This is a genomic window from Pseudomonas cavernicola, assembly GCF_003596405.1.
Classification (GTDB): domain Bacteria; phylum Pseudomonadota; class Gammaproteobacteria; order Pseudomonadales; family Pseudomonadaceae; genus Aquipseudomonas; species Aquipseudomonas cavernicola.
The window spans coordinates 2145123-2169426 of sequence record NZ_QYUR01000002.1; the positions used below are offsets into that span (position 1 = coordinate 2145123).

Genomic DNA, 24304 nt, shown 5'->3' on the forward strand with positions numbered 1-24304 from the left:
CCTTCAGAAAGATGTTCCGACGACCTGAAAAATCGGTATTCACTCGGAGCAAAGTGGCATCGGGCTGAGCAGCGATCTTTCAACAGGCGAGTTTTTCAACGGAATAGGTCTAAGTCAGCCTCTCGTAACGGTTAGTAGTTCGTATACCAGCCAAACGACTATCGTCGCTTAAGCATCTCCTGAATCTCTTGAGTAGCATCGCGGGTACGCCTGGCGAGGTTCTTCACTTCGTCGGCGACCACCGAGAAGCCACGACCCACCTCCCCCGCACGGGCGGCTTCGATGGCAGCATTGAGGGCAAGAAGGTTCGTCTGCTCGGCAATACTCTTGATCACTCCAACTACTCGGGCGATCTGCCCGTAGGTGGCCTGAATGGCCGCCTGCTCGCGCTCACGCGCTGCTTCGGCCTGTTTCTCGTCACTGATATCACGTACTGCACCGATCACCCGCCGCAGCACGCCCTGCTCGTTGCGCAGGCATCGCCCACGCTCACGGAACCAGATGTCACCACGGTTCTTGTGCCGCATGCGGTACTCGACAACGTAGGACGAGTGGCTATCGTGGCTGCGCATCAGCTCATCGAAATTGCCCATGACCTGCTTGAGATCATCCGGATGGGCAATGCGGTTGTAGCTGTCCCAACCATCCGGAAGCTCCTGGCGGCTGTAGCCGACCAAGGCGAGGAACTGGTCAGTCCAACGTATTTGACTCTGCGGGTGCTCGGGGTCGCCATTGACTACCAACAGTTCCCAGCAGCCTTCGGTAAGGTTCTGTCGGGTCAGCGCCCAGACTTGCTCCTCCTGCTCCCACTCGACTAGACGCGCCTGTTGTTGCGCCAACAATTGCTGAGCATGCTCCAGCAATTGGTGCAGGCGTAACTGCTCGCGATTGCTGTCGTCCAACTGGCATCCCAACGCAGTCACTTGCTCGGCGTTGCAGCGCTCAACCTGAGCGGCCTGCTCTGCCTCGCGCCGCGTTAAATGCTGCCCCAGTTGCTCGAATGCCTGACGCAATTGCGGCTGTTTGGACAGGATGGTGACGGAGCCCAGATCCACTGGCTGTCCGCCCAGCAGCGCGCCAATCAACGCTGACAGTTCAGTCGCCAGTTTCGTGTTTGCATTGGAAAACCACATGGCGCTCACTCCTGGGTGCGCTACCCGCCGGCAGCGCACCGAGACACTTAGAAGGATTTGCTGACGCCAGCCACCACGGTGGCCGAGCAGACATCGTCGAAGCCCATGTAGTTGGCGCATTCGGCCTGGGACAGGTCGGTGTCGATATAACTCAGCGACCAGTTCAGGGCGAAGACCTCCTTGCTCAGCTTGACCTCCCATTCGTGGTAGCTGTCGCGACTGCTGCCGCTGCTGGAAATCCACACCGGGTCCTTGTAGTCAGCCAGGCCGTAGCGCAGGTCCAGGCCGACCGCGTAGGGCAGCACGGTGCCGTAGCCGACATAGCTGTAGAGCATGCTCTGGTCGCCAGCGATATCGTCGGAGTAGTAGCCGCCCAGGCGTGCGCCGTAGAGGTTGAGCTCGGCGAAGTACTCGCTGTAGTTGAGATCGCTCTGCTTGGGATAGGTGTACTTGTAGTAGGCGACATCCAGGGCGATATCGTCGGTCGCCTGCCAGTAGTAGCCGGCGTAGTAGTCCAGCTCCTGACGGGTCTTGCTGTCGAAGCCGAAGTCGACGTTGGAACTCCACGCCCCGGCATACAGGCCGCTGGAATGCAGCAGCGTCGCCGAGCCCTGCACGGCCGGATCGCCCTGGGTCTGCGAAATGCCGCGCGAACGGTAGTCGCTGAGCAGGCCGGCCTCCAGCGCCAGACTGAAATCATCGTTGAGGGTGATGGCCTGGGTCAGTGTCCAGGGGGCCAGAACGATGCTGGCCAAGCCGAGCGTCATCATGCGTTTCATCGGTGTCTCCGTTGTTGTTGTAGTGGATTGCTTGCGCCCGGCGCGGCGTCGTATCCCCCGTGCCGCGCCAGGTTTTCTCCCTCTGGGGAACGGTGGCCGCCGGCAAGCGCGCGGCCGCGGGTAGCGACCCGCGATGTGGGTCGGGCCGAAATTGCTTGGACTGACAGCGGGCGGCTGAGCCGCCGGGATTCAGTGCGACGCGAGTGGGGGCGTGGCGGGCGAGTTCATAGCCAGCGGCTGTCGCGGGTGAAGCCGATCGCCAGCCAGCGGTTGGGCCCCTCGCTACCGATGGCGCTGGCGATCTCGGCGCGAACGCCGTCCAGTTCGTTGACCGGCCAGTGGTTCATCGCCGCCGGCAGGAGGATATGGATCTCGACGAACAGGCCGCGGCCGACCTGGCTGACGCATTGGGAAAAGTCCTCGAAGCCGTAGCGCTGGCTCATCCGCGCCATCAGCCCGGCGATCTCGCCATCCAGTGCGGGCGGGGTGATGCGCAGGATCTGTTGGACCGCCTTGCACACTGTGCGGCAGGGCGCCGGAATCAGTACCAGGGTCAGCAGTGCCAGGATCAGCGGATCGATATAGGGCGTCAGCGCCGCATATTCGCTGCCCTGCAGCAGGTAGCCGATGCTGAAGGCGAGCAGCAGTGCCAGGCTGATGACGGTAGACATCAGCCAGCTGTGCAGATCCATCTGGATCAGGGCGGAGCGCAGGCGGCGATTGCAACGGCGCAGGTAGCCGTACATCAGCCCGGCGCCGAGCGCAGTCAGCAGCGCATAGACAATCGCATCGTCAAAGGCCAGCTCCTGTCCGCCCCGGATCAGGCCGTCGATCGAGTTGACCAGGGCGTAGACACAGAGGATCACCAGCACGCTGCCATAGAGTGCCAGCACCATCGGCTCGATATGCCAGTAACCCTGCTGGAAGCGCCGCCCGGGCTGTTTTACCAGCAGGCGGGACACCAGCAGGGCAAGCCCTGCCATGCACGAGTCGATGGCGTTGAACAGGCCGTCGAAGACGATAGATTGCGAACCGGCGTAGAGGCCGAAGGCGATACCGGTGCTGGCCAGCAGCACGGTGGCCACGATCGTCACCTGCAAGGCCCGCTGTTCAGTGGCCATTTTCTACTTGCTCCTGTTGCGGGTTGTGCACACGGCCGCAGGCCGGTTACAGGTCGAGGGTCAGGGTCGGGGTCAGGGCGCGGGAAACGCAGAGCATCATCACGTTGCCGCGCGCCCGCTCGCCTTCGGTCAACAGCGAGTCGCGGTGATCCGGTATGCCGTCCAGCACCCGCGTCTCGCACATGCCGCAGATACCCTGCTCGCAGGATGAGGCGACCTCGTGCCCGGCGGCGCGCAGGGCGGCCATGATCGAGCAGTCGTTGGGCACCTCTACTTCCCTGCCGCTGCGCGCCAGGATCACCTTCAGGGTTTCCCCCGTCGCCGCTCCGGGCGCCGGTGCCTCCGGGGCGAAACGCTCCAGGTGCAGACGCTCGCTCAGGCCGGCTTCGGCGAAGCGCGCGCTCAAGGCATCGAGCAGCGGCGCCGGGCCGCAACTGTAGACCTGCTGCCCCGCGGCAGCGGCGGCCAACACCGCGTCAAGATCGAGCAGGCCGACCTCGTCGGCCGGGAGGATTTCCACCCGGCCACCGCCCAGTGCTTGTAGCTCCTCGATAAAGGCCATGGAGCGCCGCGAGCGGCCGCCGTACAGCAGCTGCCAGTCGGCGCCGGCACGCTGTGCCGCCCGGGCCATGGCCAGGATCGGAGTGATGCCGATGCCGCCGGCGACGAACAGGTAAGGCCCGTCGGCCTGCAGGCTGAAGGCATTGCGCGGGCCGCGGATGGCCAGCTTCTGGCCGACGCGCAGGCTGCCATGCACTTCCTGCGAGCCGCCACGGCCCTTGCTTTCCAGCAGCACGCCGATGCTCAGGCGCTGGCGATCCAACGGATCGCCACACAGCGAGTACTGGCGCACCAGGCCGGAGGGCAGCAGCAGGTCGATATGCGCGCCCGGCGTCCATTCCGGCAGCGACGCGCGGTCGGTGGCCTGCAGCTCGAGGGAGATCACGCCTTCGGCTTCCAGCCGCTTGCTAGTGATCTGTACCTCGAACTGCGCAGTTAAGGCGCTCACGACGACGCCCTCTGCTCGTCAACCAGGCGTACCGGCAGCTGGTGGGCGCGCTCGATGAACTCGCGGAAGGCACGGCGGTAGTTGAGGGTGTAGAGGTCGGAAGGCACCGAGTGCTCGACGACCGTCGCGTCCCAGTCGATCTCGCGCGGGGTGATGGTGGCGGCCACCGGCAGATCCTCGAGATAGAGCAGTTCTTCGACACGCAGGCATTCCTGCAGGTCGCCGCCCTTGTAGTCGCGGTCGTTGGCCACGGCCCAGAAGATCTTCACGTGGTCGTAGGCTTCCGGGCAGGGGAAGCCGGCCACCACGCGCTTGCCCAGGCGCTCGTAGTCGTAGGTGATGGCGACCAGGCCCGGCGCGACTATGTGGTAGCCCATCATGCAGTCGCCGTCGCTGGCCCACTCGCCCCCGCAGGACTGCAGCGGCCGGTCCATCCAGATGTCCAGGCCCTCGCGGCGCACGTTCAACGGTTCAACGACCGGGTTCACATGGCCCATCATGCCGCGATGGATGTAAGCGAAGTGCGCCACGTCACCGAAGTTTTCGATGGCCACCGCCACGCCCGTGGGGGAATCCAGCGGCTCGGCGGCCAGCCACTTCAGGTTCAGCTCGCGCCATTCGGCCAGGTCATACAGCTCGAACAGCGGCTCTTCCAGGGCCGTCCAGACATGCCCGTAACGCTCCTTGCAGGCGTAGGTGCGGATGGCTGCGCCTGGGGGGATCTTGCATTGATCTTCAAGCGACGGCACGCGGCTACACTTGCCGGTCTGCGCGGAGAACTGCCAGGCATGGTAGGGACAGGCGATGTTTTCGCCGTGTACTTCACCCAGGGACAGGTCGGCGCCCCGGTGCGGGCAGCGCGCCGCCTGCACCACGGCCTGACCGGACTCGGTGCGGTACACCACCAGCTTCTCGCCGAGCAGGGTGGCGGACTGCGGCTTGTCCAGGTCCATCGAGCGGGCGACCGGGAACCATTGGCGGCGCATGGCCTGTTCAGCGCGCTGGCGCTGGGTAACTTGAGTAGTCATGGCATTTCCTCACAGGTTTTCTTGTTGTCTTAGATGCCGACCAGCAGCGCGCCGCCATTGACGGGGATGGCCTGGCCGGCGATGAACGCGGCCTCGTCGGAGGCGAGGAAGGCGACGGCCGCGGCGATCTCCTCCGGGTGCACCAGGCGGCCCAGGGGGATGTTGGCTTTCTCGGGCTCGATGTACTCGTCCGGCACCATGCGGGTGAGGATGGCGCCGGGGGTGATGGCGTTGACCAGGATGCCCTCGCCGACGAACTCCTTGGCCAGGGTCTTCATCAGGCCGAGCTGCGCCGCCTTGCTGACCATGTAGCCGTAGGAATGGCCGTCCGGCACCTGGCCCCACTGCGAGTTGATGAAGATCACCCGCGGCGCGCGGCTCTGGCGCAGGTGCGGCAGGGCCGCGCGGGTCAGGTACAGCGGCGCGTGCACGTTGATCGCCAGCAGGCGGTCGAAGTTGGCGTCGTCGGTCTGCTCCAGGCCGGTCATCGAATAGATCAGCCCGGCGTTGTGCACCAGGATGTCGAGGCCGCCCAGCTGCTCGGCGACGTGCGCCACGCAGCGCTCGGCCAGCGTGCGGTCGGTGATGTCGGCGGCCAGGGCGATGGCGCGGCCACCGGCCTCGGCGATTTCCGCGGCGGTGGCGCGGGCGACGTCCTCATCGATATCGACGATCGCCACCGCCGCGCCACGGGCCGCCAGCAGGCGTGCATGGGCACGGCCGGCGCCGCGGCCGGCACCGGTGATCAGGGCGACCCGGCCGCTCAGCTTCTGCGCCTCGGGCGACAGGCTCAGCACCGACTCGGGAGCCTGGCAGGCCAGGCTCTTCTGGGAATTGGGCATGGTTGTGCTCCTGACTCAGACGGTCTTGTGCGGCTCGGTGACGTAGAACATGTTGCCGTCCGGGTCGAACATCGGGCGGTAGCGGTAGTGGGTGCCGTTGGGGTGCTGCCACTCGATGGGTTCGGCGGTGACCCACTCGACCTTGCCGTCGAGGTAGGCGATGGCTTCGTCGAGGTTCTCCACCTCGAAGGCGAAGGAGTCGAAGCCCGGCTTGTCTTCCAGGTTCACCGCGGTGCGCCGCGCCACCGGGGAGTCGTTCTCGGTGTGGAACAGGTACAGGGTGACGTTGCCCATTTCGATGGCGGCCCAGCGCTCCTCGGCCTCGTAGGGCAGGAAGAAGCCCAGGCCGAGGGTGCCGTGGTAGAAGTCCACCAGGCGCTGCACGTTGTGGGTGAGGATATCCATGTTGTCGAGGCGTTTGAGTTTGAGCATGGGAATGGCTCCGCTTTTGTTGTCGTTGAGTTAGAGGTGGCGGCAGGAGCCGCCCGCCAGGGCCTGCAGGGTGCCGCCGAGCACGTCGAGGGTGATGCTGGCCAGGGTGGCGTATTGACCGGTCTCGGGCTGACCGGGAGCCGGGTGACAGCAGACCGCGCCGGTGCTGCCCAGGTGGCTGTTCAGCGCCGTGAGCAGGTCCAGCGCGCTGAGGTCAGGCTGGTTGCTCAGGCGGCGCACCAGCAGGTCATGCCGGATCAAGGTGTCCGGGTAGGCGCGCGGCTCGGTGTCGAAGGCACTGGCCGGGGCCGAGAGGAAATGGTTGGTGTGCACCAGCAGGCCGTCGGCCGCCGGGAACACCAGGCCCGGACCGCCCGGATGGATCTCCACCGACACCGCGCAGCTGGAATGGTCCACGGCGGCGATCAGGGTCAGCGAACTGGAGGCGGAAACCTCGGTGCTGTTGCACAGTTGCAGGGCCTGGTTGATGTCCGAGCAGCTGTCGAGGATCCAGCGCGACAGCACATGCACCGGCACGCCGATATCGCCGCCGTCGCGTTCGTGGTGAAGGATGTTGAAGTGCACACCCAGGCCACGGTTGTTGACCCCGGGCTTGCCGACGATGCCGTACTCGGTGACGGTGGTGGTCAGACGGCCGTCGGCGTGGGGAATCTCCCACACCAGCCACTGCTCGGCGAACTCGCTGTACCAGTCCCAGGTCTGCGCCGTCACCGGCGCGCCCCAGGGGTCGACCTTGACCACGGTGGAGCACTCGCCGCGCAGCGGTGCACCGAGGGCGGCGAGGATCTCGGTGCGCGCATTGATGGCACCGATGTAGTCGGCCTCGACGCCCGCGCCCTCGGCCATGCCAAGGATTTCCTGGTGCAGCGATGGCGCAAAGGCCTCGATGCGGGCTAGGGCCTGGGCGCCCATGGCGCGCAGATCGAAAGGCCTTGAGGCAACGCGGTCGAACAGCCCCTGGTAAGCCGCCACCGTGGCGCGGATCTTGGTGGCGAAGGTCTCGCCGAATTCGCGACCGCGGGCGGTCGGCTCGCAGACCGTGGAACGGAATACCTGGCTCATTTGCTCACCTGCTGCAGTTGCGGGGCCACTTGCTTGGCCACCTCGTCAAGGCGGGCGAACCACACATCGCCATCGCTGGCCATGCGCTCGACCAGGCGCTCCAGTTGCTCGAAGCGCGCGGCGCGGCCGATCACTTCCGGGTGCATGGTGAAGCTGGTGTGGCGGCCATCGCGGCGCGCCGACTCGTACTCCGCCAGCCAGCTGTCGAACAGCACGCGCGGTGCGGTGAAGTTGCCGCCGTTGTCGATGCTCCAGCCGAACATCGGCCAGTCATCCTGCGACCAGTGCACCGGGATTTCCAGGATCGAGGCGCCGTTCCACTGCTCGTAGTAGGGACGGTCGTCGCCCATGCAACTGGAGTCGTAGGCGAAGCCGTTGGCCAGCACCAGCTCGAAGGTCTCCGGGGTCAGCTCCCAGGACGAGGAACGGTAGCCGGCCGGCTTCGGCGCCCCGGCCTTGGCCAGGGCCTCCAGGCCCAGCTGCATCTCCTCGGTCTGCTGCTCGGCGCTGACCTTGTCGCTGCGCAAGTGCATATGGCCGTGGTGACCGATCTCGTGGCCTTCCTTGAGCAGCATCTCCACCAGGTGCGGGTGCTGTTCGGCGGTGTAGCCGGGCACGAAGAAGGTCGCCGGGATCTTGTGCCGGCGCAGCAGTTCGAGAATCCGCGGCACGCCGCGGGTCACGCCGAAGCGGCCCTCGGACAGGCTGGTCAGGCGGCGCGCGAAGGTCGGGCTGTCGCCCAGTAGGCCGGCCTCGGCATCCACATCGAAGGTCAGGGAAACGGCGACCGGTCTCTTGTTCGGCCACTGCAGCCGGGGGTTGTTGTCTGCACGCATCAGGCGCACTCCTGTTCGGGGTTTTCTAGCGGTTACGGGGCTTTGTGCGCGGCGCCGGACTCGGAGTCCTCGCGGTCCTGCAGGCGTCTGAGCCAATAGAGCGCCTGGGAGATGGTCAGCACGGCCACGGCGATCAGCACCTCCTTGAGGCCGCCATAACCGGTGATGGCGGCGCCGGTCATGCCGACCACCAGGATCAGCGCATCGAACAACGCCAGGGCGATGGCGATGCCGGTCCAGGAGCGCGACAGGCAGATCGGCCGCGGCGCGTCAGGACGATCCCAGCGCAGCATCACGTAGCCGGACACCGCCAGCAGGTGGGCAAGGATGTAGCCGACGTTGCCGGCGACGATGACCGCCAGCGGGTTGCCGACCAGCAGCACCATCAGGATGTTGATCAGCAGCTGCACGGTCACCGCCCGGGCCGGCACGCCGGCGCGGTTGAGGGTGCCGAACTGGCGGATGGTCAGGCCATCACGCGAACTCTGGTACAACGCCCGACCGGCATCGGCCGTGCCCATCACCGACAGCACCAAGATGCCGGCGATCAGCACCAGGGTGATCGGCGCCGCGCCACCGCCCATCAGCACTTCGGCGCCCGCCTGCAGGAAGCCGTAGGGCTTATCCGTAAGCACCTGCTCGCCGAGCAGGCCGGCCAGGCCCAGCGGGGTCAGGGTGAACACCAGCAACAGGATCAGCGCGGAGATACGCAGCGCCTTGCGGGTATCCGCCACCGTGTCGCGGAACTCGGGGATAAAGGAGGCCGCGGCCTCCACCGCGTAAGCCGACCAGGCCATGATGAACAGCCAGGCGAGGATGGTGCGCAGGCCCTCGACACCCTCGCCGGTGCGCCAGGTGAAGCTGCTGGTGTTCCAGACGTCGGCGGTGAGGAAGCTGGTGCCGAAGATCAGCACCGGGATCATCAGCAGCACGCCGGCCACGGTGAGGATCACCATGGTGAAGCGCAACTGGATCATGCTCAGGGCCCAGGAAATCAGCGCCACGCCGAGGGCGATGAACTGCGGCAGCCCCAACTGGATCGGCCCCAGGTTGTAGCTGAAGGTGACGTCCGGCCAGAACTGCTCGGAAAGGATCTGCGCCACCGCCAGGCCCCAGATCGCCGGGGCGGTGGCCCAGGCGAACCAGTAGGCGTAAGTGGCCAGCGGCCCCAGGCTGGGAAAACGCCGGCTCCAGGCCTCGTTGGCGTAGAGCGCGATGCCGCCGGACTTCTCACCAAACATGGCGCCCATTTCCGAATACAGCCAGTTGTGCAGCACGGCGACGGCCGCAATCACGGCCCACAGGGCGATGGCCGCCCAGGCCCCGATCGCGCCAATCGAATAGCCGAGGCCGACGAACAGGGCCGCGGGCAGGCTGAGGGTGATCGCCACCCCGTCCCACCAGCGAATGGTTTTAGCGAGTACCGCGGTCGGCTCGGTGCCGGGATTGGCCTGGTGCATCTGCATCGCCCTCATCTTGTGGTTTTGTCATGGGTGTCGATGAGCAGATCCTAAGACAGTTTTTTGCGCATGTGTATATTTTTATTTTCTATTGATACGCATTGCGCAACTTAAAACGACAATAATTACGCAAATATCAATTTCAGCGCATGACCGCAACAAGGCCGTGCCCAGCCGCTACGCGACGATCTGGCACGGCACTCGGGGGCATTTCAGGCGGAAAAAAAGGGGGGATGAATGGAGGACATCTGCCTCACAACAGCGCGCATTGCGCAGAGATTCAATTACTGAGCTGCGCATTGCGCAAATGGGGACGCATGCCACTGCAGGAGGCGCAGTGGCTCAGCGGGGAAGGCGGGGCGGGAAGGTATTAGCGGAGCGAAGGCCTGCTGGTCAGGAGGAGGATCAGCTCTCGGGCTCGATCGGCGGAATGGTGAAGCGGATCTTGTGCACCTTCACTTCCTGCAGCATCCTCACGTCGCGGATGCCCGGCAGGCTGCGCACCCGCTGCTGCAAGGCCCACAGGCTATCATCATCGCGGCACAGCACCTGCACGCAGATATCCGCAGTGCCCATGGTGGTCGACAGGTAGCTGACTTCCGGCCAGCGCCCCAGCGTATCGACGGCCCGTTCGTGATCTTGCGGCGCCACGTTGACGAACAACAGCGCCAGCTTGGCATGCCCCAGCTTGGATGGGTTAGTGAACGCCAGGATCTGCACGATGCCCTGGTCTTGCAGGCGCTTGACCCGCGTGCGGATGGTGGCCTCGGGAACCGAGAGGTTGCGCGCAACTTCGCGAAAAGCGCGGCGGCCGTCTTCCTGCAGTTCACGGACGATTTCGAAGTCCAGTGGATCGAGGGACGAAATAGACATGTTCAAGGCTTCCATGGGTTGACGCAGGGTTGCCCCACTCGCTAGGCGGCAGACAACCCCTGGGTTAAAAGCGGCTCAAAGGCTAGCAGATTCAGGAGTGGGTTATCAGGGGCTGGTCGCGAATCCCTGCGAGGCGGAGCCGGCAGGGACTACACATAAGCACAACGCATAACGCGCATCAGCGCCAGATAAATTACTAACTATGCGCAAAGTATAGTGTCTTTATTTGTTTATTGCGCAACAAATATCCCGTACATTCCACGCAAACCACTACGACTTAAGATCAATAGCAGCGCGATAGCTCCCATCCATGTGGAAGGGCACGGACGAGTGATCGTGGACGATGCGCCATCGCCCGTTCGTCTTCCGAAGACACATCGTAGTGCGGTACCAAAGATCCTGGTCTTCACCGCTCTGTCGCCCGCGCATTCGGTTTAGCGCTGATGCGAACGCCACGTCGCCGTCGACGGTGAGATCGACGTCGCGCGCACCGATCTGGATTGGCCCGTCCCAGCCTGCAAGCCATGTCGCGACGCTGTCGCGTTTCATTCCGCGGCGCCCTAGCGGCGGCGCCAGGTCGTAAATCACAGCGTCCGGCGCATAGGCCTCGACGATGGCGTCTGCGTCGCGGTCAGCATGCGCTCTTACCAATCGTTGGAAGAGCGCTTCTATCTCGGCTCTATCTGCTGTCGAATTCATCCCATTACACCATTTCGAGTGGTAGTGGCACCTAATGGTCGAACGACGCGATAGTAAATCGACAGGTATCATGAAGATATCTCGCATGGAGTGTCATTCCAGCGCCTAACGCCTGAGTTAAGGGGCAGCAAAAAGCGTAGCTTTTGGATGTTCCATTGAGCGAAGCGAACGACTTGAACCATGTGTTAGGTGCTTTACCTAGTGGCTGTAATTCGCTCATACACGACACCGCGCAAGGCAAGCGAGGGGTACGGCCGTGGTTATTCAGCAAATCACGGCGGCTCATCGCCTCCAGGCGGTGTCGGCAGCTGGTGAGCGCGTTCCGTTGCATTGCTCCGCCAGCGGCAAAGCCCTTTTGGCAACGCTCAATGCACATCAGCTTGCGCGCCATTTGAAGCTTGCGCTCACTCACCGGCTCTTCGACAACGCACAGTTGGCGACGGAGCTTGAGCAAGTCAGGCAGGAGCAGGTTGCATGGGACTTTGAGGAACATCAGATCGGGGTGTGCGCCTTGGCTACTGCGTTTCTCGATCTGCAAGGGAATGTATACGCACTTTCCGACAGCGCGCTTCACGGAGAAGATGCCGGAGCTGACACCTCCATTACTAGCTGCGCGCGAGAGTCTACAGCGCTTGGTAAGCGGTCGCGCACGCACATAGTCATTTCGGCTTTCATATCTGCGGGGAAGGCGGTCTCGCGTGTCGCCGCAGAAGGATGAATGCATGACGATGCCCGATGAGCGTACTAGATCCGTTATCCAGACACGGGAGTTCCTGGTGGACCTGAGCCGGGATTCGACTCTGCCCGAATCTGTGCGGGGCGAGGCACGGAGGCTTCTGCGTCACTTTCCTTCAAAGGATGATTTAATTTTGGCAGCTAGGCTCGAAGAGCAACACCCACTTGGGCCGGTGTTCAGCTCAACGATCGACGGGTGACAGATGCCTGCAAATCAGTTGCCTGAGCTTTTGTGGGCTGCCTTCTCCATTGGCCCTGTTAGGGGCGACCGTCTCCATTTCACGACCTTTCTCGGCCGCGCCCTCGAAGAAGATTATTTGAATCGCCCCTAGTTTCGTAGACACCTCCAAGCCTTAAACTCGGTCATCGACAGTCCGCAGCCGCTGCTGCTGGTCGACTTCCTCGCCAAAAACCTCGATGACTGACCCCGCCGGTCAGCCCACCTCATCTGGCAGAGGGATAGCCGAAAACTCCCGCACTGCGGGCGCTTGCAAGGCGCCGGCGAAGAACCTCGCGGCCTCGACATAGCGCAACGCCGACTTCGCGTCCTTCCAGCCGACGTAGCTCATCAAGGACTTCTGGTCCCAGCCGTTGCACGTCGCCCAGGTGGCAAAGCCGCGGCGTAGCGAGTGACAGCTGTATTGCTCACCGTCCAGCCCCGCGCGCTGCAGCGTCTGCCGCAGCAGCGGAATCACGCTGTTGGGGTGCAACGGCGTGACCTGCAGCTGCCCCCAGCGGTTGATCCCACGAAACACGGGGCCGAGGGCAAGCCCCGCCACCGCGATCCACTCCAGGTAAGCCTGCACCGGACACAGGCGCTGCAAGGCCGGCGCCGAGTAGCTGGTGCCGAGGTTGTCGCGATCACCCTTGCTCCGCGGCAGGAAGAGGGTCATGCCCTCCCCGGCTCGCGCCTGGATGTGCTCGACCTGCAGACGGCACAGCTCGTCACTGCGAAAGGCGCGCCAGAAGCCGAGCAGGATTAGCGCGCGGTCGCGCCAGCAGCGCAGCACCCGAACTGATGCGACACGTACCTTCTTCGAAAGACCAAGCATCCTGACCTCGATCGCCCGTCGAGCCGGAATACCACCTTGACTGGCTTGGTGATGACTCGTTTCACAGCCTGCTCCTTCTGCGCTCGGCTGAATGTTCGCTCCTTAACTGGCACTACCAAAGCCGTCTCCAGAGGCAAAGCGTCGGCAGCATTCAGCGGCAGTAATGCGCTTTCACCACCTTGGTGAGCTGGGTCGAAGATACTTTCCCGCTTTGTATTCGCCGAGCAATCTCACCATCAGGGCACTGGGCACCTGGCCCGAGATACGGGTGGTGGCCAGGGCATGGGCAACATGCGCACGCCTGGCATCTCGGGACTGGTCAACGATTATCTCCACTCCTCGCTCCCGCTGTTCTCAGTAAGGCCTGCCGATAGGTTTATGGTCAATTATGCTCGCGAACATAATTTATACCCTTAAGCATAATTGCCAATAATTGCTGCTTTGGGAAAGCATCGACCGCCTGGGAGACCACCTTGTGGTGCTGGATAAAGGACGAGTGGTCGAGAGCCGCAACCACGGGGGATTGCTGTGACTTGGTGGCCTTTACGCGCGGCCCTGGCAACACCAAACAGGGGGCGTTCGTCGGGGTGGAGTGAACTTCACCTTCATCGACGGTCACATGAAGTCCTTGTTAAGCGAACTCCAGCAGAGGAACAGCCTTATGAAATTGGCCTCAGTTGTCAGCGCCGTGATTTCCAGTCTCGCGCCCAGTGTATTCGCCCAGGATGGCCTGCAAGAACCCGGCGCGAGTATCTCCGCCGTGGACTACCACTATGGAATGGAAATCGATGTGCAGAAGGTGCTGCAACGCACCGACACGTCCCAGAAGACGGGCGTGGTACCGGTGACCCTGGTCTACGAGGACAGCGAGGGCGAGGTGCACAAGATCCGTTTCCTCGAGTGGGGCGGGAGCACCGCCAGCACCACCAGCATTGCCTGATCAGGCCTGTCGATAGGGGTGTAGGGCACGAGCCTCCCCGGCGTACGCCTGCACCCCTCGCCCCTGTCGCACGAACTCTCCCACCGCCGAGCGCAGGCCGGGGTGGGCCAACCAAGGCCCGGAGAGGGTGATCACCGACTTGAAGCCACGGATCAGCTTGTGCTCGCCCTGGGCACCGGCGTCGAAGCACCGCAGGCCATCGCCGATAGCATGCTCGGTCCCCTGGTAGAAGCAGGTCGCGAAATGCAATCCGTACTTGGTGGGGACCTTATCGGTATCCTCGGAATGACGGGTATGCCGATCAGCTCTGATGACCGCGATACCGACTCTGCCCCCAGCGATAATTTTATAGCCCGCCACCTGATCGCGGATTTTGAGCACCGTGGTGGAGGAGTTCGCGTGCCGTGCGGCGGCTCGAATGCCCATGTTGGCGCCCAGCAGTTCCCGAACGCACTTGTGCAGATCCTCGTCCATCGGCCTGCCCGTGTAATCCCGCTGAGATGAGGTGCATTTCGGCACAAGGACTGAGCCAAAAAACCCATACAAACAATCTTTAAAATCAAATAATTACAGAACGAATGTCCTAATTTCCCCCTTATCTCGGCACGCCCCCTACTACGTCGGGCGTGTGCGTAATCGCGATCTGTATCGGGTCGGCGCGCAGCCGTGCGCAGTCCGTGAAAACCCTGTATGCACAGGCGACGACTTCACCCAAGCCGCTGGGCTGCGTGGAAATGACCCGCAACGCGCCCTACCTCACCCGACTTTACTGCGTGAAGCATCCGGCACAGGGGCGTAAACCCCTCGGCCTCAGACCAACGTACGCCAGTGGCTAGGCAAATCAGAGTGATGAGCTCAACGTGCGGGTTATCGCACCCTGCCCTAATGGCCTCAAGCAGAATGCCTATCTGATCATCGGTCAGCCAAGACAACTCCCTTTCGTCGATCTTAAAGGGCTTCACCAGCTCCAACGGATTGGCGTAATCCAGCTGCCCCAGCCAGCGTAACTCTCTGCCACAGTCACCTGGGCGGCATCAGCCCCGAGGCGTTTGAACGCGCCTCAATATGAGGCTGGAAAATGTCTATGGTGGCGGGGGTAGTCCACGGGCTTGCTTCACGCCCCGCCAAATGCTGTCGACAGCTTGCTTTTGCTCTGCAGAAAGCTTTTCCAGGAAATATAGGCGGCGTCGCTCCGCTTGATTAGGTACCAGCATTGGCTGCTCCCTGGCCAGCTGTACCATTTCCGGAGACTTGCTCGACAACGGCGAATAGAACTGAGTTGCAAGCGAGTTGCTCACAGAGTTTTTAGGCTGCATCAGATAGTCGATAAAGCGATATGCGAGCTCGGGATGCGGTGCATTGGCTGGGATGGCCAGGCTGTCGATAAACACCAAAGCCCCCTCTTGAGGAATATAGTAATGCAACGAAGGATTGGCCTTGGCGGCAGTCAAAGCATGCCCCACCCACGCCATGGCCACGCACAACCGCCCAGAGGAAAGGTCCTCGATATAACGTTCATTATTCAGCGAGCTTGTCCGCCCCCTAACTCCAACAGCGGCTTGCCTGCATGTGCAATCTGTCGCTCACTGCTGCGACTCAGGTTCTTACCCCGGTAGTTCAACCACAGCGATACCGTCTCTTCAGGAGCATCAAGCCAACCAATCCCACACCCCTCAAGGCGGGCACTTTGGCTTTGATCGAACAACACCCCCCAGCTGTTAGGCAAGGGGCCACCAAACGCAGGCTCGGCAAGTTTTTGGTTAACTGCCAGACCAACAGTTCCCCACAGATAGGGCGCCGCATAGCGATTAGCCGAGTTGAGTCCGGCCAGCAATGCCAACAAATTCGGGTCGACGTTAGCGTGTTGTGGTAACTGACGAAAATCCAACGCTTGTAGGCGTTTATTGGTAATCAGACCAGCAAGCTGAAAGTGCGACGGCACCACTACATCGATAAGGTCGCCGCGCGCCAGGGCCTGATTGAGTTCTTCCGCGGTAGTAAACGTCTGGTAATCAACCCGTACACCTGTCTCGCGCTGGAAGTTCTCTAGTACTGTGGGGTCGATATAGTTCTTCCAGGTTTTGAACCGCAACACTTCTTGCGCCTGAGCCTGAAACACAACTGCACTCAACACAATCAGCCAAGCCAAACGTGCCATCGACGCTCTCCAAGAATCGTAGATTGAAAGGTACCCGTAGCCCTGGAAACAGTTGGCCAACCGCTCACATTGTGTAGCGAAGCCCCGTGCCGGAGCCACGCTCCATCAGCCCAGTGTCACGCGATTACGCCCAGCTTGCTTGGCTTGGTAAAGCAACGCATCAGAGCGCTGATACAGCGATTCATTACTATCATCAGGCATAGCCATGATGGCACCGATACTAGCTGTCAGATGGCTCGCTGTAGGCGAGGTCGCGTGGGGGATGTGCAGTGCCGCCAGCGCTGCCTGCAATTGCTTGGTCAACTCGCTCACCTGTACCTTCTCGGTTGCATAAAGCAGTAAGGCGAACTCCTCGCCACCGACTCGTACGGCCATGTCCATAGGTCTGCGGGCAAAGCCTTGCAGCGCCTGGCCCACACGTTGCAACGCCTGATCGCCGGCCGGATGACCGTAGGTGTCGTTGAACAGCTTGAAGTGATCGATATCGATCATGACCAATGCCAACCCGACGCCTTCGCGCCGGGTCTGGCGCAGCACCGTTTCCAGATGCAGGCTAAAGCTGCGCCGATTGTTCAGCCCCGTCAGTGGATCGTGGTTTGCTTGCCAACTGAGCAGGTGCCGTAGAAGAAACTGCTCGCGCTGCACATGTTCGCGTATATATCCACCGACAGCGCCCACCAGCACGGCTAAGAGAAGCATGCATGTCAGGCGAATGTGGTCTTCATGCATCTCGCCCTGCAACATCATCAACCCTATCAGGATGGTGATCAGGCTGACGGATAGCGCCACCAGGATGCTGCCGTAGAAAGATAGCCCAAGAGGGAAAAAGATCGCGATGATCAGAAGCAGCTGCACGCTGTCCGAAAGCGCTACCCCTTCGAGCCTATAGAGCACAACCAGTAACGCCGTGCCGACGCCAATGCTGAAGAGTGTAAAGGCTGCGGCCTTTGCTGCGTACTTGGTCATACGCCCGGCAAACATCTGAATCGCGAGCATGGCGAGGGCCAGCATGATCGACCAACGAATCAGTACAACCATCCAGATGTTGCTGTTGTAGTTGGGAAAACCCTGCAGCAGTTGCAACCGTGTGATATCCACAACCGCAAACAAAATCCAGATCGCCAAGGCCAGGAGTATTGCGAGTTTTTGATAGCGCGCCTGTGTTTCGCTCATATGCTGGCGGTACTCGCGCTCCAACGGAGGACTAAAGCGTAACCAGTGGAAGCCTTGGAACAATTGCCTGGAATAGACGTTGTCAGGAATGCTCTGAATCTCCACAGGGTCTAAAAGCATGGAATTCCTCCCTGACCCTTGAGCAGATACCACTTCGTTATCTCAAATCGGCTCATGAGGGATTACCCTCGGCCTCTGCGCAACCGTTGAGAGATTATCTTCTTGAAGTAGGTCGGTTTCATTGGACCACTACATTGGCTTCTTTGCTGGTATGAAAAGTAAATCTAGGATTAGCGAGGCCAGTTGGGGCTGGCCTCACGTCAGGCTTAGGCTGGTTTGAAGCAGTAGGCGGCCAGCTTGTTGCCGTCGAGATCACGGGCATAGGCGGCATAGGCGTGCGGTGCCCAATCGCGTGGACCGGGTTGGCCTTCGTCCTTACCTCCGGCAGCCAGTGCAGCGGCATGGAAAGCATCGATCGCGGCACGATCTGGCGCCTCGAAGCTGACGGTGACGCCGTTACCGACGCTGGCGGGCGCACCGTTGGCCGGTTTCAGGACGAAGAAAGACGGTGCGTTCTCGCCCCAGATCGAGCCGTTCTCGCCCAGATCTGCGATACGTTTGTGGCCCAGCTTGCCCAGTACATTGTCGTAAAAGCTGCGGGCTTTGTGCAGGTCGTTGGTGCCGACTGTAACGTGAGTAAAGACGCTCATTTGATAGTTCTCCTTGATAAGAACGAGGTGGGTTGGCGTTGCTGATCCGCCAGGGCAGGATGCGTCCTGACAGCCATCACTGGGTCTACTGACTTAGCGATTGAAATGAATGACAGTACGAATGCTCTTGCCTTCGTGCATCAACTCGAAGGCCTGGTTGATGTCTTCCAGCGGCATGTTATGGGTGATGAAGGTATCCAGCGGGATTTCGCCCTTCTGCGCCTTTTCCACGTAGCTCGGCAGCTCGGTGCGGCCTTTCACCCCGCCGAAGGCCGAGCCGCGCCAGACGCGACCGGTGACCAACTGGAACGGGCGAGTGGAGATTTCCTGGCCGGCACCGGCCACGCCGATGATGATCGACTCCCCCCAGCCCTTGTGACAGCACTCCAGCGCCGCGCGCATCAGTTGCACGTTGCCGACGCACTCAAAGGAGTAGTCCACACCACCGTCGGTCAACTCGACTATGACCTCCTGAATCGGCTTGGAATGCTCCTTCGGATTGACGAAATCGGTAGCACCCAGCTCTCGGGCGATGTCGAACTTGGCTGGATTGATATCGACGACGATGATCCGCGAGGCCTTGGCCATGGTCGCGCCGATGATTGCCGCCAGACCGATGCCGCCGAGGCCGAAGATCGCCACAGTGGAGCCCTCCTCCACCTTGGCGGTATTCAGCACCGCGCCGATGCCGGTGGTGACGCCGCAACCGAGCAGGCACACCTTATCCAGCGGCGCGTCCTTGGGGATTTTCGCCAGGGAGATTTCCGGCAGCACGGTGTACTCGGAGAAGGTCGAGCACCCCATATAGTGGTAGATCGGCTGACCTTGGTAGGAGAAACGGCTGGTGCCATCCGGCATCAAGCCCTTGCCCTGGGTAGCGCGTACTGCCTGGCACAGGTTGGTCTTGCCCGAAGTACAGAATTTGCACTGGCGGCATTCGGCGGTGTACAGCGGAATCACATGGTCGCCCACGGCCAGCGAGGTCACGCCCTCACCTATCGCCTCGACGATGCCACCCCCCTCGTGCCCAAGGATGCATGGAAAGACGCCCTCCGAATCCTTACCGGAGAGGGTGTAGGCATCGGTATGACAGACACCGGTGGCGATGATGCGCACTAGAACCTCACCGGCCTTTGGCGGCTCAACATCCACTTCGACGATTTGCAGCGGTTGGTTGGCTGCGAAGGCTACGGCGGCACGCGATTTGATCATTCTCTGGATTCCTCATTGCAATGGAAATTCTTTCCGCTAGCCCATCGGCGCCGAGCACCTGGGCGTACAAGCATTGCTACTCGTGCGTCATGGGCCGGGCCTGTTCATCGGGGGTCTCAGCCAGGGCTTAGAGCCCAAGCTCGTGGCGCGGCCGGGTCAGAGTGTCGATCAGCGCGTACATGATCTTTTTCGCGCAGGGGATCAGATCTGGAATGTAGGTCGCGCCCATCCCGCCCAGGCCCTCGGTGACCGGTAGCGGTGCCCCCTCGGCCGGCCACGGCCAGCCGATCCTCGCGGTGGGGATGCCAAAGCGGCGCAAGGCGGCGCCGTCGGTCTGCCCACCGAGCAGATCAGGCTCACCATGCGGGCGCCGCTCGATATGTTCCCAGCCGCGTTGGCACGACTGGACGATCCAGTTCTGCGCATCTGTTGTGCCGCCGGGCACCGAGCCGTACATCTCCCAGTCAAGTACCAGCTCTGGGCGCTGCGCCTCCAGCTCGCGGACGAACGCGGCGAATTGCGCTTTGACCGCTCCCGGGCTGGTGCGTGGGTTGATCCGCACGTCGAAGAAAATCTCGGTGACAGCCGACGGAAAGGCCGGGCGCTCCGGATCGCCGCCGCGCACCCCGGCGATCCAGCCGTGTGGCTTGACCTGCCCAGAGGTGTTGCGCTCGGCATATTCGATGATCCATTGCTCAAGATCCTGGATCACCGTCGCCGCCGGCACAACCGAGCTGCGAAACCCGGGAGTGCCGCGCGGAACCCCGGCATAGCCAAGGGTGCCGTGGACGCGCAGCTTGAACCAGCCCATGCCAGGCTCTTCGTGGTAAACCCAGTTCCATGGCTTCATTACCACTGCGAAGTCGGGCGCAGCACCACGGCTCAGCAGATGAATCACACCGTTGGACATCCCGGAATGCTGGCGCGCAGAGAGGTCGACTGGCATGCCCCCGTCTGCCATGCCGACGAGAAGGTCGCCGATCAGCGGCACCTCGGCCTCGATCAGCGCGGTGGCGACTTCAGTCAGGGTGGCGACCATAGCTTTCGGGTTGGAGGAACCAAGGCCGAAAACCCAGTCGTCGACCATCTGCGCGGACGGCTGCATGTCCACCTCAGAGGCGTCACCGGTGAGGAGCTTCTCGGTCTTGTCGCACTCCAGGTGGGTGTCGATCGGTGCATAGAGCAGCACGCTGGCACCGCCACCACTCCCCCGCATCTCGGCCAGCACATTGCCGCTGGTGAAGCTCATCGGCTGATAGCGCGCCGCCATGCCGATCTTCTCGAGGTAGCCCACCATGTGCTCACTGGCCGCACGCGCCGCGCCAGTCGGGCTGTGAATGTCGGTGATCGCAAGCAGCAGGTTTTGCAGGCGTTCCGGGTCGATCTTGGCGCAAGCCTGTTCGTACCATTTCATTTGTTCGGCGGAAAAGGCGATGGGCGTGGTCGGTTGCATGACGGACTCCTCAGTTACTGGCCACAAACTGTTCGGCAAAGATGTTGGCGGGGTCGACACCCAACTCGATCAGGCGCGCGGTAGCGGCGTCGATCATCGGTTGCGGGCCGCACAGGTAGGCAACGGTCTCGGGACTGGTGACGTCCTCGGCACGCAGGGCGCTGACCGGGCTGCCGTGATGCAACCCCGGGCCTGGCTCGCGGTCGACGCAGATGCGCGCCTCAAGGGTCGGCAGCCACTGCTGGCGCAGCTCGATGTCGTCGAGGCAAAACAGCGCGTCCGGGATGGCGCAGCCGAAGCTCAACAGCATCGGCGGCTTGCGCCCGCTGCCTTGGTGCAGGGCATCGATCATCGACAGGATCGGCGCGAGACCAGTGCCGCCGGCGACGAAAATATGCGGCGCGCGCCTCTTCTCCTCGCGCAGGAAGAAGGCTCCGTAGGGACCGCTTAGAGTTAGCACATCCTCACTGTTAGCCTTCTCTTCCAAGTATCCAGACATGGCACCGCCCGGCAGTAGCCGGACCAAGAACTCCAGCTTGGGAAGAACAACTGCCGTACTCGACGGCGAGTAGCTGCGGACCGCGCCATATCCAGGCACTTCGATCTGCATGAACTGGCCAGGACGGAATTCCAACCAATCGCCTTCCGCCAGCTCCAAGGTCAGGCGCATTACGTTGCTAGCGATGCGCTCGATAGAGTCGACGAAGGCATGTGCCTCGCGGGCCGCGCTAGAGCCGACCTCGCTACCGTAGTCCAGCTCGAAGGTGCAGTCCGACTGCGCCTGACACAAGCACAGCAGGCGCTGACCGGCGGCATATTCGCTGGCTAGCAAGGTGGAGCTGGCTCCAGGTCGGGTGACCGCGTCACCTTCGGACAAATGCGCGATGCAACTGGAACAACTGCCCGACTGGCACTGGTACAGCAGAGGAACTTCCGCCGCGAGCGCGGCATCGAGAATGCTGTTTTTGGCGGCGACGCTGAAACTGCGGCTGACGCCATCAGCGAAGTTCAGGGTGACCTGATGAATCTGCTCTTTCATATCCTGACGACTCCAAATCGGGCATCGGTTGTCAGCGTCCGTAGCTGGCTTGGTTCGAATCGACGGGAGGCACTCACCCGGCGATTACGCTCATGGCCCAATCATAGAAAGCACTCCTGGGAGCGGCACTCCCATGGACTACGGCCTTATCCCGGCAGCGCAAAATCCTGATCTGGAACAAGCTTCCGCGAAACGCGGAGCAGGCACCGAGAGCGGCAGCCTGCAACCCAGTCGCCGTGACAAGAGACAAGCGAGGCTTATATGGAGCAGTCAGCGGAAACGTTCAGGCTGGGGCATGTAGCCTTTCTCGAGCCTGCCGTCGAGAGACCGACTCCATAGGCATGACGAACACCGTTTCGCTAGTCGACCCAGGTAATTAGATGACGGAATGCATCGGCGCCGGCGTAGTTCAAAGTGACACCGCTCGATCTGGCTACCCAGTGCAGCTCTCTCGCCAACAGGTGATGGATCTTTTCTGCGCCTCGCGCATACATCGACGGCGCTGACGGGCCTCCCGTGCACTGATCTCCGCCGATTCTCGCAAGGCATTACCCAAACCAGAATTTTGCACTATCGGGATAAGGACGTAGTCCATGGGAGTGCCACCCCTAGGGTGTGCTTTCTATGATCGGACCACGAACGTAATCATGGATGGAGGCGTCCTGCCGGATCGAGCCGAGCCTGTTACGGAAGCCACCAGCATATGAAAGAGCAGTTACACCGGATCACCTTGAACTTTTCCGATGGCGTCAGCCGCTGTTTCAGCACTGCTGCCATAAGCAGCATTCTCGATGCTGCGCTGGTGACGGGAGTCTGCCCTTTCGACAACTATCGCGCTACGAAATATGTGGTCGAAGTGCCTTGTTATACGAAGAAATTGATTGCCAGGCGATGAATGACTTGGGCTTTGGTTTTAAATAAAAAGAGGAGAGCCAACATGTATGTAAATAACTCGTGGTATGTTGCCGCCACGCCAAATGAGTTGGCCAATGGAAATATACTGGCTCGTACGATACTGGGCCATAAAATTGCACTATTCAAAACCGAGAACGGCCAGTATGCCGCGGTACGAGATGCATGCATCCACCGTCAGGCGCCGTTGTCGCTCGGGCATATTGTCGGAGAAACCATACAATGTGGTTATCACGGCGCCCGCTTCGGGACCGATGGGCGATGCACGCATGTGCCGGGCCAGGATGTGATCTCGCCGAAAGCGCTGGTGCGTAGTTTCCCAGTTTGCGAACGGCATGGATTCATTTGGATCTGGATGGGTGATCCGGAACTTGCGGTAGATGAAAGCACCATCCCCAAGAACCTTGCCTTGCTCGACGCTAAGCCTGAAATGCGCAGCTGTAGTGGTTTGTTCGAGTCGATGCGGGCAAATTATCGACTGCTGAACGACAATCTTTTCGACATTACTCACGCCGAGTTCGTTCACCCGGAATCCTTTGGCGGCGAGGAAGTCCGTTTCTATCGTAACGCCCATCAGGGAAGCGAACCGATCGACCGGGGTCTTACTTATGAGATCAAGGAACGTTCGATTCACTTTCGAACCCACGCGGATAGTTTGGGCGACGAAGGTGCGCCGCTATGGCGCATCATGATGGCGCAGGCCCGAAACATAGAGTCTTGGACGGGGCCTCTGGATTTTACAATGGAAGTTAGCTGGCATGCGCCGTGCTACACCTCGTTCCATATATATTTGCGGCCAGCAGGGCAGCCAGATGCAACACCAGTGGAGTTTCACGACTTTCATGCGGCCATCCCAGAAACCGCAAATTCGTCTCACTACTTCTATACTGTTGGAATAAATTATGGCGACGAAAATACGCTATCTCATTTAGCAGAAGAAACTAGAAACGTATTTAAACAAGACATCATTTTATTAGAGGCGCAGCAAGTCTCAGTTGGCGATCTCGACGTGCTCTCGGTCCCCCATGCATCATTCAGTGGTGATCGCCTTCAACTTGAGGGGCGCAAGATACTGGACAAACTCTTAAATAAAGAAAGGCAAGAGAAATCGATTGCCCAGGAGATTTGAGCATGTTTGTACTTTCTTTTCTATATCCGCGACCGAAAAACAGAGCATTCGATTACACCTATCATCGCAATGTTCATCTGCCATTAGGGATCGGACTAGCTGCGCGCGACCTTAAGTTACAGCCAAAAATGGTCTGGATCGAAAGAATCGGCGAGGACGGTACTGCACCGCTGGAGAAATACGCGGCCATCGCGCATGTTCTATTCGAGACTCGCACTGAGCGGGATCTTTTCTCGACACTCTTTGAGCATGCCGATGCTGCCCGCAGGCTGAGCGTGGATTGGGAGTGCTATACAGAGGATCCACCGGAAGTCCGGTTGAGTGAGTGGACACTGGATGATGACATGCCAGGGTTAGTTAAGCGCTTCGAAAAAGAATTCATAGATTTACACATCTAAGTGCCCCACACGGTTCATTGGTTAATGGAGTTGCTCTCGCAGGGCAGGCCACCGATGTGCCGTCTGGTAATAATAATTTCCTGTTATCACGCTGGATT

Annotated in this window: 26 protein-coding genes and 3 pseudogenes; 7 read left to right on the forward strand and 22 right to left on the reverse strand. The window is 61.1% G+C overall.

All coding sequences use genetic code 11. The features are described 5' to 3' along the window. Nucleotides 1-164 precede the first annotated feature (164 nt). The 12 genes and pseudogenes from D3879_RS10300 to D3879_RS10350 form a co-directional block, all read right to left on the reverse strand. Nucleotides 165-1253 (reverse strand): annotated as a pseudogene (locus D3879_RS10300) (methyl-accepting chemotaxis protein); the annotation flags it as partial. Next, a complete protein-coding gene (locus tag D3879_RS10305) occupies nt 1181-1912 on the reverse strand; it encodes a TorF family putative porin (protein WP_119954152.1) in 732 nt (243 codons plus the stop codon). The pseudogene D3879_RS10300 and the gene D3879_RS10305, both read right to left, overlap by 73 nt. Nucleotides 1913-2136: 224 nt before the next feature. Beyond that, a complete protein-coding gene (locus tag D3879_RS10310; RefSeq protein ID WP_119954153.1) occupies nt 2137-3033 on the reverse strand; it encodes a cation diffusion facilitator family transporter in 897 nt (298 codons plus the stop codon). Nucleotides 3034-3079: 46 nt separating this feature from the next. Then, entirely contained in the window at nt 3080-4042 is a 963-nt protein-coding gene (locus tag D3879_RS10315) for a PDR/VanB family oxidoreductase (protein WP_119954154.1), read from the reverse strand. Next, nucleotides 4039-5070, reverse strand: coding sequence for a Rieske 2Fe-2S domain-containing protein (locus D3879_RS10320; protein WP_119954155.1), 1032 nt, complete (start codon nt 5068-5070; stop codon nt 4039-4041). Before D3879_RS10320 ends, D3879_RS10315 begins: the two co-directional genes overlap by 4 nt. A 29-nt stretch (nt 5071-5099) precedes the next feature. Next, nucleotides 5100-5912, reverse strand: coding sequence for an SDR family NAD(P)-dependent oxidoreductase (locus D3879_RS10325; protein ID WP_119954156.1), 813 nt, complete (start codon nt 5910-5912; stop codon nt 5100-5102). Between the two features lie 15 nt (nt 5913-5927). Further along, a complete protein-coding gene (locus D3879_RS26830; protein WP_218567820.1) occupies nt 5928-6344 on the reverse strand; it encodes a VOC family protein in 417 nt (138 codons plus the stop codon). Nucleotides 6345-6374: 30 nt separating this feature from the next. Next, complete coding sequence (locus D3879_RS10330) at nt 6375-7427, reverse strand: C45 family autoproteolytic acyltransferase/hydrolase (RefSeq protein ID WP_218567821.1); 1053 nt, start codon at nt 7425-7427, stop codon at nt 6375-6377. Continuing rightward, nucleotides 7424-8263 (reverse strand): polysaccharide deacetylase family protein, encoded by an 840-nt coding sequence (locus D3879_RS10335; RefSeq protein WP_119954157.1) that lies wholly within the window; start codon nt 8261-8263, stop codon nt 7424-7426. Before D3879_RS10335 ends, D3879_RS10330 begins: the two co-directional genes overlap by 4 nt. 32 nt (nt 8264-8295) lie before the next feature. Further along, nucleotides 8296-9729, reverse strand: a complete 1434-nt coding sequence (locus D3879_RS10340; RefSeq protein ID WP_119954158.1) for an APC family permease — start codon at nt 9727-9729, stop codon at nt 8296-8298. 399 nt (nt 9730-10128) lie between these two features. Next, nucleotides 10129-10596 carry an Lrp/AsnC family transcriptional regulator gene (locus D3879_RS10345; RefSeq protein ID WP_119954943.1) on the reverse strand — a complete coding sequence of 156 codons (468 nt, stop codon included), beginning with the start codon at nt 10594-10596 and terminating at the stop codon, nt 10129-10131. A gap of 270 nt (nt 10597-10866) precedes the next feature. Next, nucleotides 10867-11295 (reverse strand): YybH family protein, encoded by a 429-nt coding sequence (locus D3879_RS10350; protein ID WP_119954159.1) that lies wholly within the window; start codon nt 11293-11295, stop codon nt 10867-10869. Between the two features lie 256 nt (nt 11296-11551). Here D3879_RS10350 and D3879_RS10355 point away from each other — a divergent pair, with 256 nt between their 5' ends. Continuing rightward, a complete protein-coding gene (locus tag D3879_RS10355; RefSeq protein ID WP_119954160.1) occupies nt 11552-12013 on the forward strand; it encodes an IclR family transcriptional regulator domain-containing protein in 462 nt (153 codons plus the stop codon). 10 nt (nt 12014-12023) lie between these two features. Next, the gene (locus D3879_RS27605) at nt 12024-12230 is read left to right on the forward strand and encodes a BPSL0761 family protein (protein WP_338014879.1); all 207 of its coding nucleotides are present in this window, start codon (nt 12024-12026) and stop codon (nt 12228-12230) included. Between the two features lie 234 nt (nt 12231-12464). On the opposite strand, the gene D3879_RS10365 is transcribed toward D3879_RS27605, so the two are convergent. Together D3879_RS10365 and D3879_RS10370 are read right to left on the reverse strand one after the other, a co-directional pair. After that, a complete protein-coding gene (locus tag D3879_RS10365; protein ID WP_119954162.1) occupies nt 12465-13082 on the reverse strand; it encodes a site-specific integrase in 618 nt (205 codons plus the stop codon). Nucleotides 13083-13464: 382 nt separating this feature from the next. Further along, a complete protein-coding gene (locus D3879_RS10370) occupies nt 13465-13701 on the reverse strand; it encodes a hypothetical protein (protein ID WP_119954163.1) in 237 nt (78 codons plus the stop codon). 42 nt (nt 13702-13743) lie between these two features. On the opposite strand from D3879_RS10370, the gene D3879_RS10375 reads away from it, so the two are divergent. Continuing rightward, nucleotides 13744-14022: a DUF2790 domain-containing protein gene (locus D3879_RS10375; protein WP_119954164.1), complete on the forward strand. Its 279-nt coding sequence runs from the start codon at nt 13744-13746 to the stop codon at nt 14020-14022. Here the strand turns inward: D3879_RS10375 and D3879_RS26990 are convergent. Beyond that, nucleotides 14023-14271, reverse strand: a pseudogene (locus tag D3879_RS26990) (peptidogalycan biosysnthesis protein); the annotation flags it as partial. A gap of 364 nt (nt 14272-14635) precedes the next feature. Between D3879_RS26990 and D3879_RS26995 the strand changes: the two are divergent. Further along, a pseudogene (locus D3879_RS26995) lies at nt 14636-14822 on the forward strand (IS4 family transposase); the annotation flags it as partial. Nucleotides 14823-15104: 282 nt separating this feature from the next. Here the strand turns inward: D3879_RS26995 and D3879_RS27465 are convergent. From D3879_RS27465 to D3879_RS10420, 7 genes are all read right to left on the reverse strand, one after another. Next, the gene (locus tag D3879_RS27465) at nt 15105-15548 is read right to left on the reverse strand and encodes an extracellular solute-binding protein (protein ID WP_119954166.1); all 444 of its coding nucleotides are present in this window, start codon (nt 15546-15548) and stop codon (nt 15105-15107) included. Then, nucleotides 15545-16180: an extracellular solute-binding protein gene (locus D3879_RS27470; protein ID WP_119954167.1), complete on the reverse strand. Its 636-nt coding sequence runs from the start codon at nt 16178-16180 to the stop codon at nt 15545-15547. The genes D3879_RS27465 and D3879_RS27470 overlap by 4 nt, the downstream gene beginning before the upstream one ends. Nucleotides 16181-16285: 105 nt before the next feature. Next, a complete protein-coding gene (locus D3879_RS10400) occupies nt 16286-17458 on the reverse strand; it encodes a GGDEF domain-containing protein (protein ID WP_158592076.1) in 1173 nt (390 codons plus the stop codon). A gap of 221 nt (nt 17459-17679) precedes the next feature. Next, complete coding sequence (locus tag D3879_RS10405; protein WP_119954169.1) at nt 17680-18063, reverse strand: VOC family protein; 384 nt, start codon at nt 18061-18063, stop codon at nt 17680-17682. Nucleotides 18064-18156: 93 nt separating this feature from the next. Continuing rightward, the gene (locus D3879_RS10410; RefSeq protein ID WP_119954170.1) at nt 18157-19275 is read right to left on the reverse strand and encodes an S-(hydroxymethyl)glutathione dehydrogenase/class III alcohol dehydrogenase; all 1119 of its coding nucleotides are present in this window, start codon (nt 19273-19275) and stop codon (nt 18157-18159) included. Between the two features lie 127 nt (nt 19276-19402). Further along, nucleotides 19403-20728 carry a zinc-binding metallopeptidase family protein gene (locus tag D3879_RS10415; protein WP_119954171.1) on the reverse strand — a complete coding sequence of 442 codons (1326 nt, stop codon included), beginning with the start codon at nt 20726-20728 and terminating at the stop codon, nt 19403-19405. A 10-nt stretch (nt 20729-20738) separates the two neighbouring features. Continuing rightward, nucleotides 20739-21767 carry a ring-hydroxylating dioxygenase ferredoxin reductase family protein gene (locus D3879_RS10420; RefSeq protein WP_119954172.1) on the reverse strand — a complete coding sequence of 343 codons (1029 nt, stop codon included), beginning with the start codon at nt 21765-21767 and terminating at the stop codon, nt 20739-20741. 703 nt (nt 21768-22470) lie between these two features. Here D3879_RS10420 and D3879_RS10425 point away from each other — a divergent pair. From D3879_RS10425 to D3879_RS10435, 3 genes are read left to right on the forward strand one after another with little or no spacing between them, the layout of a single operon-like run. Continuing rightward, nucleotides 22471-22662 carry a hypothetical protein gene (locus D3879_RS10425; RefSeq protein WP_119954173.1) on the forward strand — a complete coding sequence of 64 codons (192 nt, stop codon included), beginning with the start codon at nt 22471-22473 and terminating at the stop codon, nt 22660-22662. A 42-nt stretch (nt 22663-22704) separates the two neighbouring features. Next, on the forward strand, nt 22705-23808 hold the full coding sequence (locus tag D3879_RS10430; protein ID WP_119954174.1) for an aromatic ring-hydroxylating dioxygenase subunit alpha: 1104 nt from the start codon (nt 22705-22707) through the stop codon (nt 23806-23808). A gap of 2 nt (nt 23809-23810) precedes the next feature. After that, nucleotides 23811-24206, forward strand: coding sequence for a hypothetical protein (locus D3879_RS10435; protein WP_119954175.1), 396 nt, complete (start codon nt 23811-23813; stop codon nt 24204-24206). Nucleotides 24207-24304 lie beyond the last annotated feature (98 nt).

What these genes read in the sequence shown, in the direction of transcription:
- D3879_RS10435 (WP_119954175.1), top strand. Translation starts at nt 23,811, where the DNA reads ATGTTTGTACTTTCTTTTCTATATCCGCGACCGAAAAACAGAGCATTC.
- D3879_RS10375 (WP_119954164.1), top strand. Translation starts at nt 13,744, where the DNA reads ATGAAATTGGCCTCAGTTGTCAGCGCCGTGATTTCCAGTCTCGCGCCC.
- D3879_RS10430 (WP_119954174.1), top strand. Translation starts at nt 22,705, where the DNA reads ATGTATGTAAATAACTCGTGGTATGTTGCCGCCACGCCAAATGAGTTG.
- D3879_RS10415 (WP_119954171.1), bottom strand. Translation starts at nt 20,728, where the DNA reads ATGCAACCGACCACGCCCATCGCCTTTTCCGCCGAACAAATGAAATGG.
- D3879_RS26830 (WP_218567820.1), bottom strand. Translation starts at nt 6,344, where the DNA reads ATGCTCAAACTCAAACGCCTCGACAACATGGATATCCTCACCCACAAC.
- D3879_RS10320 (WP_119954155.1), bottom strand. Translation starts at nt 5,070, where the DNA reads ATGACTACTCAAGTTACCCAGCGCCAGCGCGCTGAACAGGCCATGCGC.
- D3879_RS10420 (WP_119954172.1), bottom strand. Translation starts at nt 21,767, where the DNA reads ATGAAAGAGCAGATTCATCAGGTCACCCTGAACTTCGCTGATGGCGTC.
- D3879_RS10410 (WP_119954170.1), bottom strand. Translation starts at nt 19,275, where the DNA reads ATGATCAAATCGCGTGCCGCCGTAGCCTTCGCAGCCAACCAACCGCTG.
- D3879_RS10305 (WP_119954152.1), bottom strand. Translation starts at nt 1,912, where the DNA reads ATGAAACGCATGATGACGCTCGGCTTGGCCAGCATCGTTCTGGCCCCC.
- D3879_RS27605 (WP_338014879.1), top strand. Translation starts at nt 12,024, where the DNA reads ATGCCCGATGAGCGTACTAGATCCGTTATCCAGACACGGGAGTTCCTG.
- D3879_RS27470 (WP_119954167.1), bottom strand. Translation starts at nt 16,180, where the DNA reads ATGGCACGTTTGGCTTGGCTGATTGTGTTGAGTGCAGTTGTGTTTCAG.
- D3879_RS10340 (WP_119954158.1), bottom strand. Translation starts at nt 9,729, where the DNA reads ATGCAGATGCACCAGGCCAATCCCGGCACCGAGCCGACCGCGGTACTC.
- D3879_RS10350 (WP_119954159.1), bottom strand. Translation starts at nt 11,295, where the DNA reads ATGAATTCGACAGCAGATAGAGCCGAGATAGAAGCGCTCTTCCAACGA.
- D3879_RS10365 (WP_119954162.1), bottom strand. Translation starts at nt 13,082, where the DNA reads ATGCTTGGTCTTTCGAAGAAGGTACGTGTCGCATCAGTTCGGGTGCTG.
- D3879_RS10335 (WP_119954157.1), bottom strand. Translation starts at nt 8,263, where the DNA reads ATGCGTGCAGACAACAACCCCCGGCTGCAGTGGCCGAACAAGAGACCG.
- D3879_RS10345 (WP_119954943.1), bottom strand. Translation starts at nt 10,596, where the DNA reads ATGTCTATTTCGTCCCTCGATCCACTGGACTTCGAAATCGTCCGTGAA.
- D3879_RS10330 (WP_218567821.1), bottom strand. Translation starts at nt 7,427, where the DNA reads ATGAGCCAGGTATTCCGTTCCACGGTCTGCGAGCCGACCGCCCGCGGT.
- D3879_RS10325 (WP_119954156.1), bottom strand. Translation starts at nt 5,912, where the DNA reads ATGCCCAATTCCCAGAAGAGCCTGGCCTGCCAGGCTCCCGAGTCGGTG.
- D3879_RS10405 (WP_119954169.1), bottom strand. Translation starts at nt 18,063, where the DNA reads ATGAGCGTCTTTACTCACGTTACAGTCGGCACCAACGACCTGCACAAA.
- D3879_RS10425 (WP_119954173.1), top strand. Translation starts at nt 22,471, where the DNA reads ATGAAAGAGCAGTTACACCGGATCACCTTGAACTTTTCCGATGGCGTC.
- D3879_RS10310 (WP_119954153.1), bottom strand. Translation starts at nt 3,033, where the DNA reads ATGGCCACTGAACAGCGGGCCTTGCAGGTGACGATCGTGGCCACCGTG.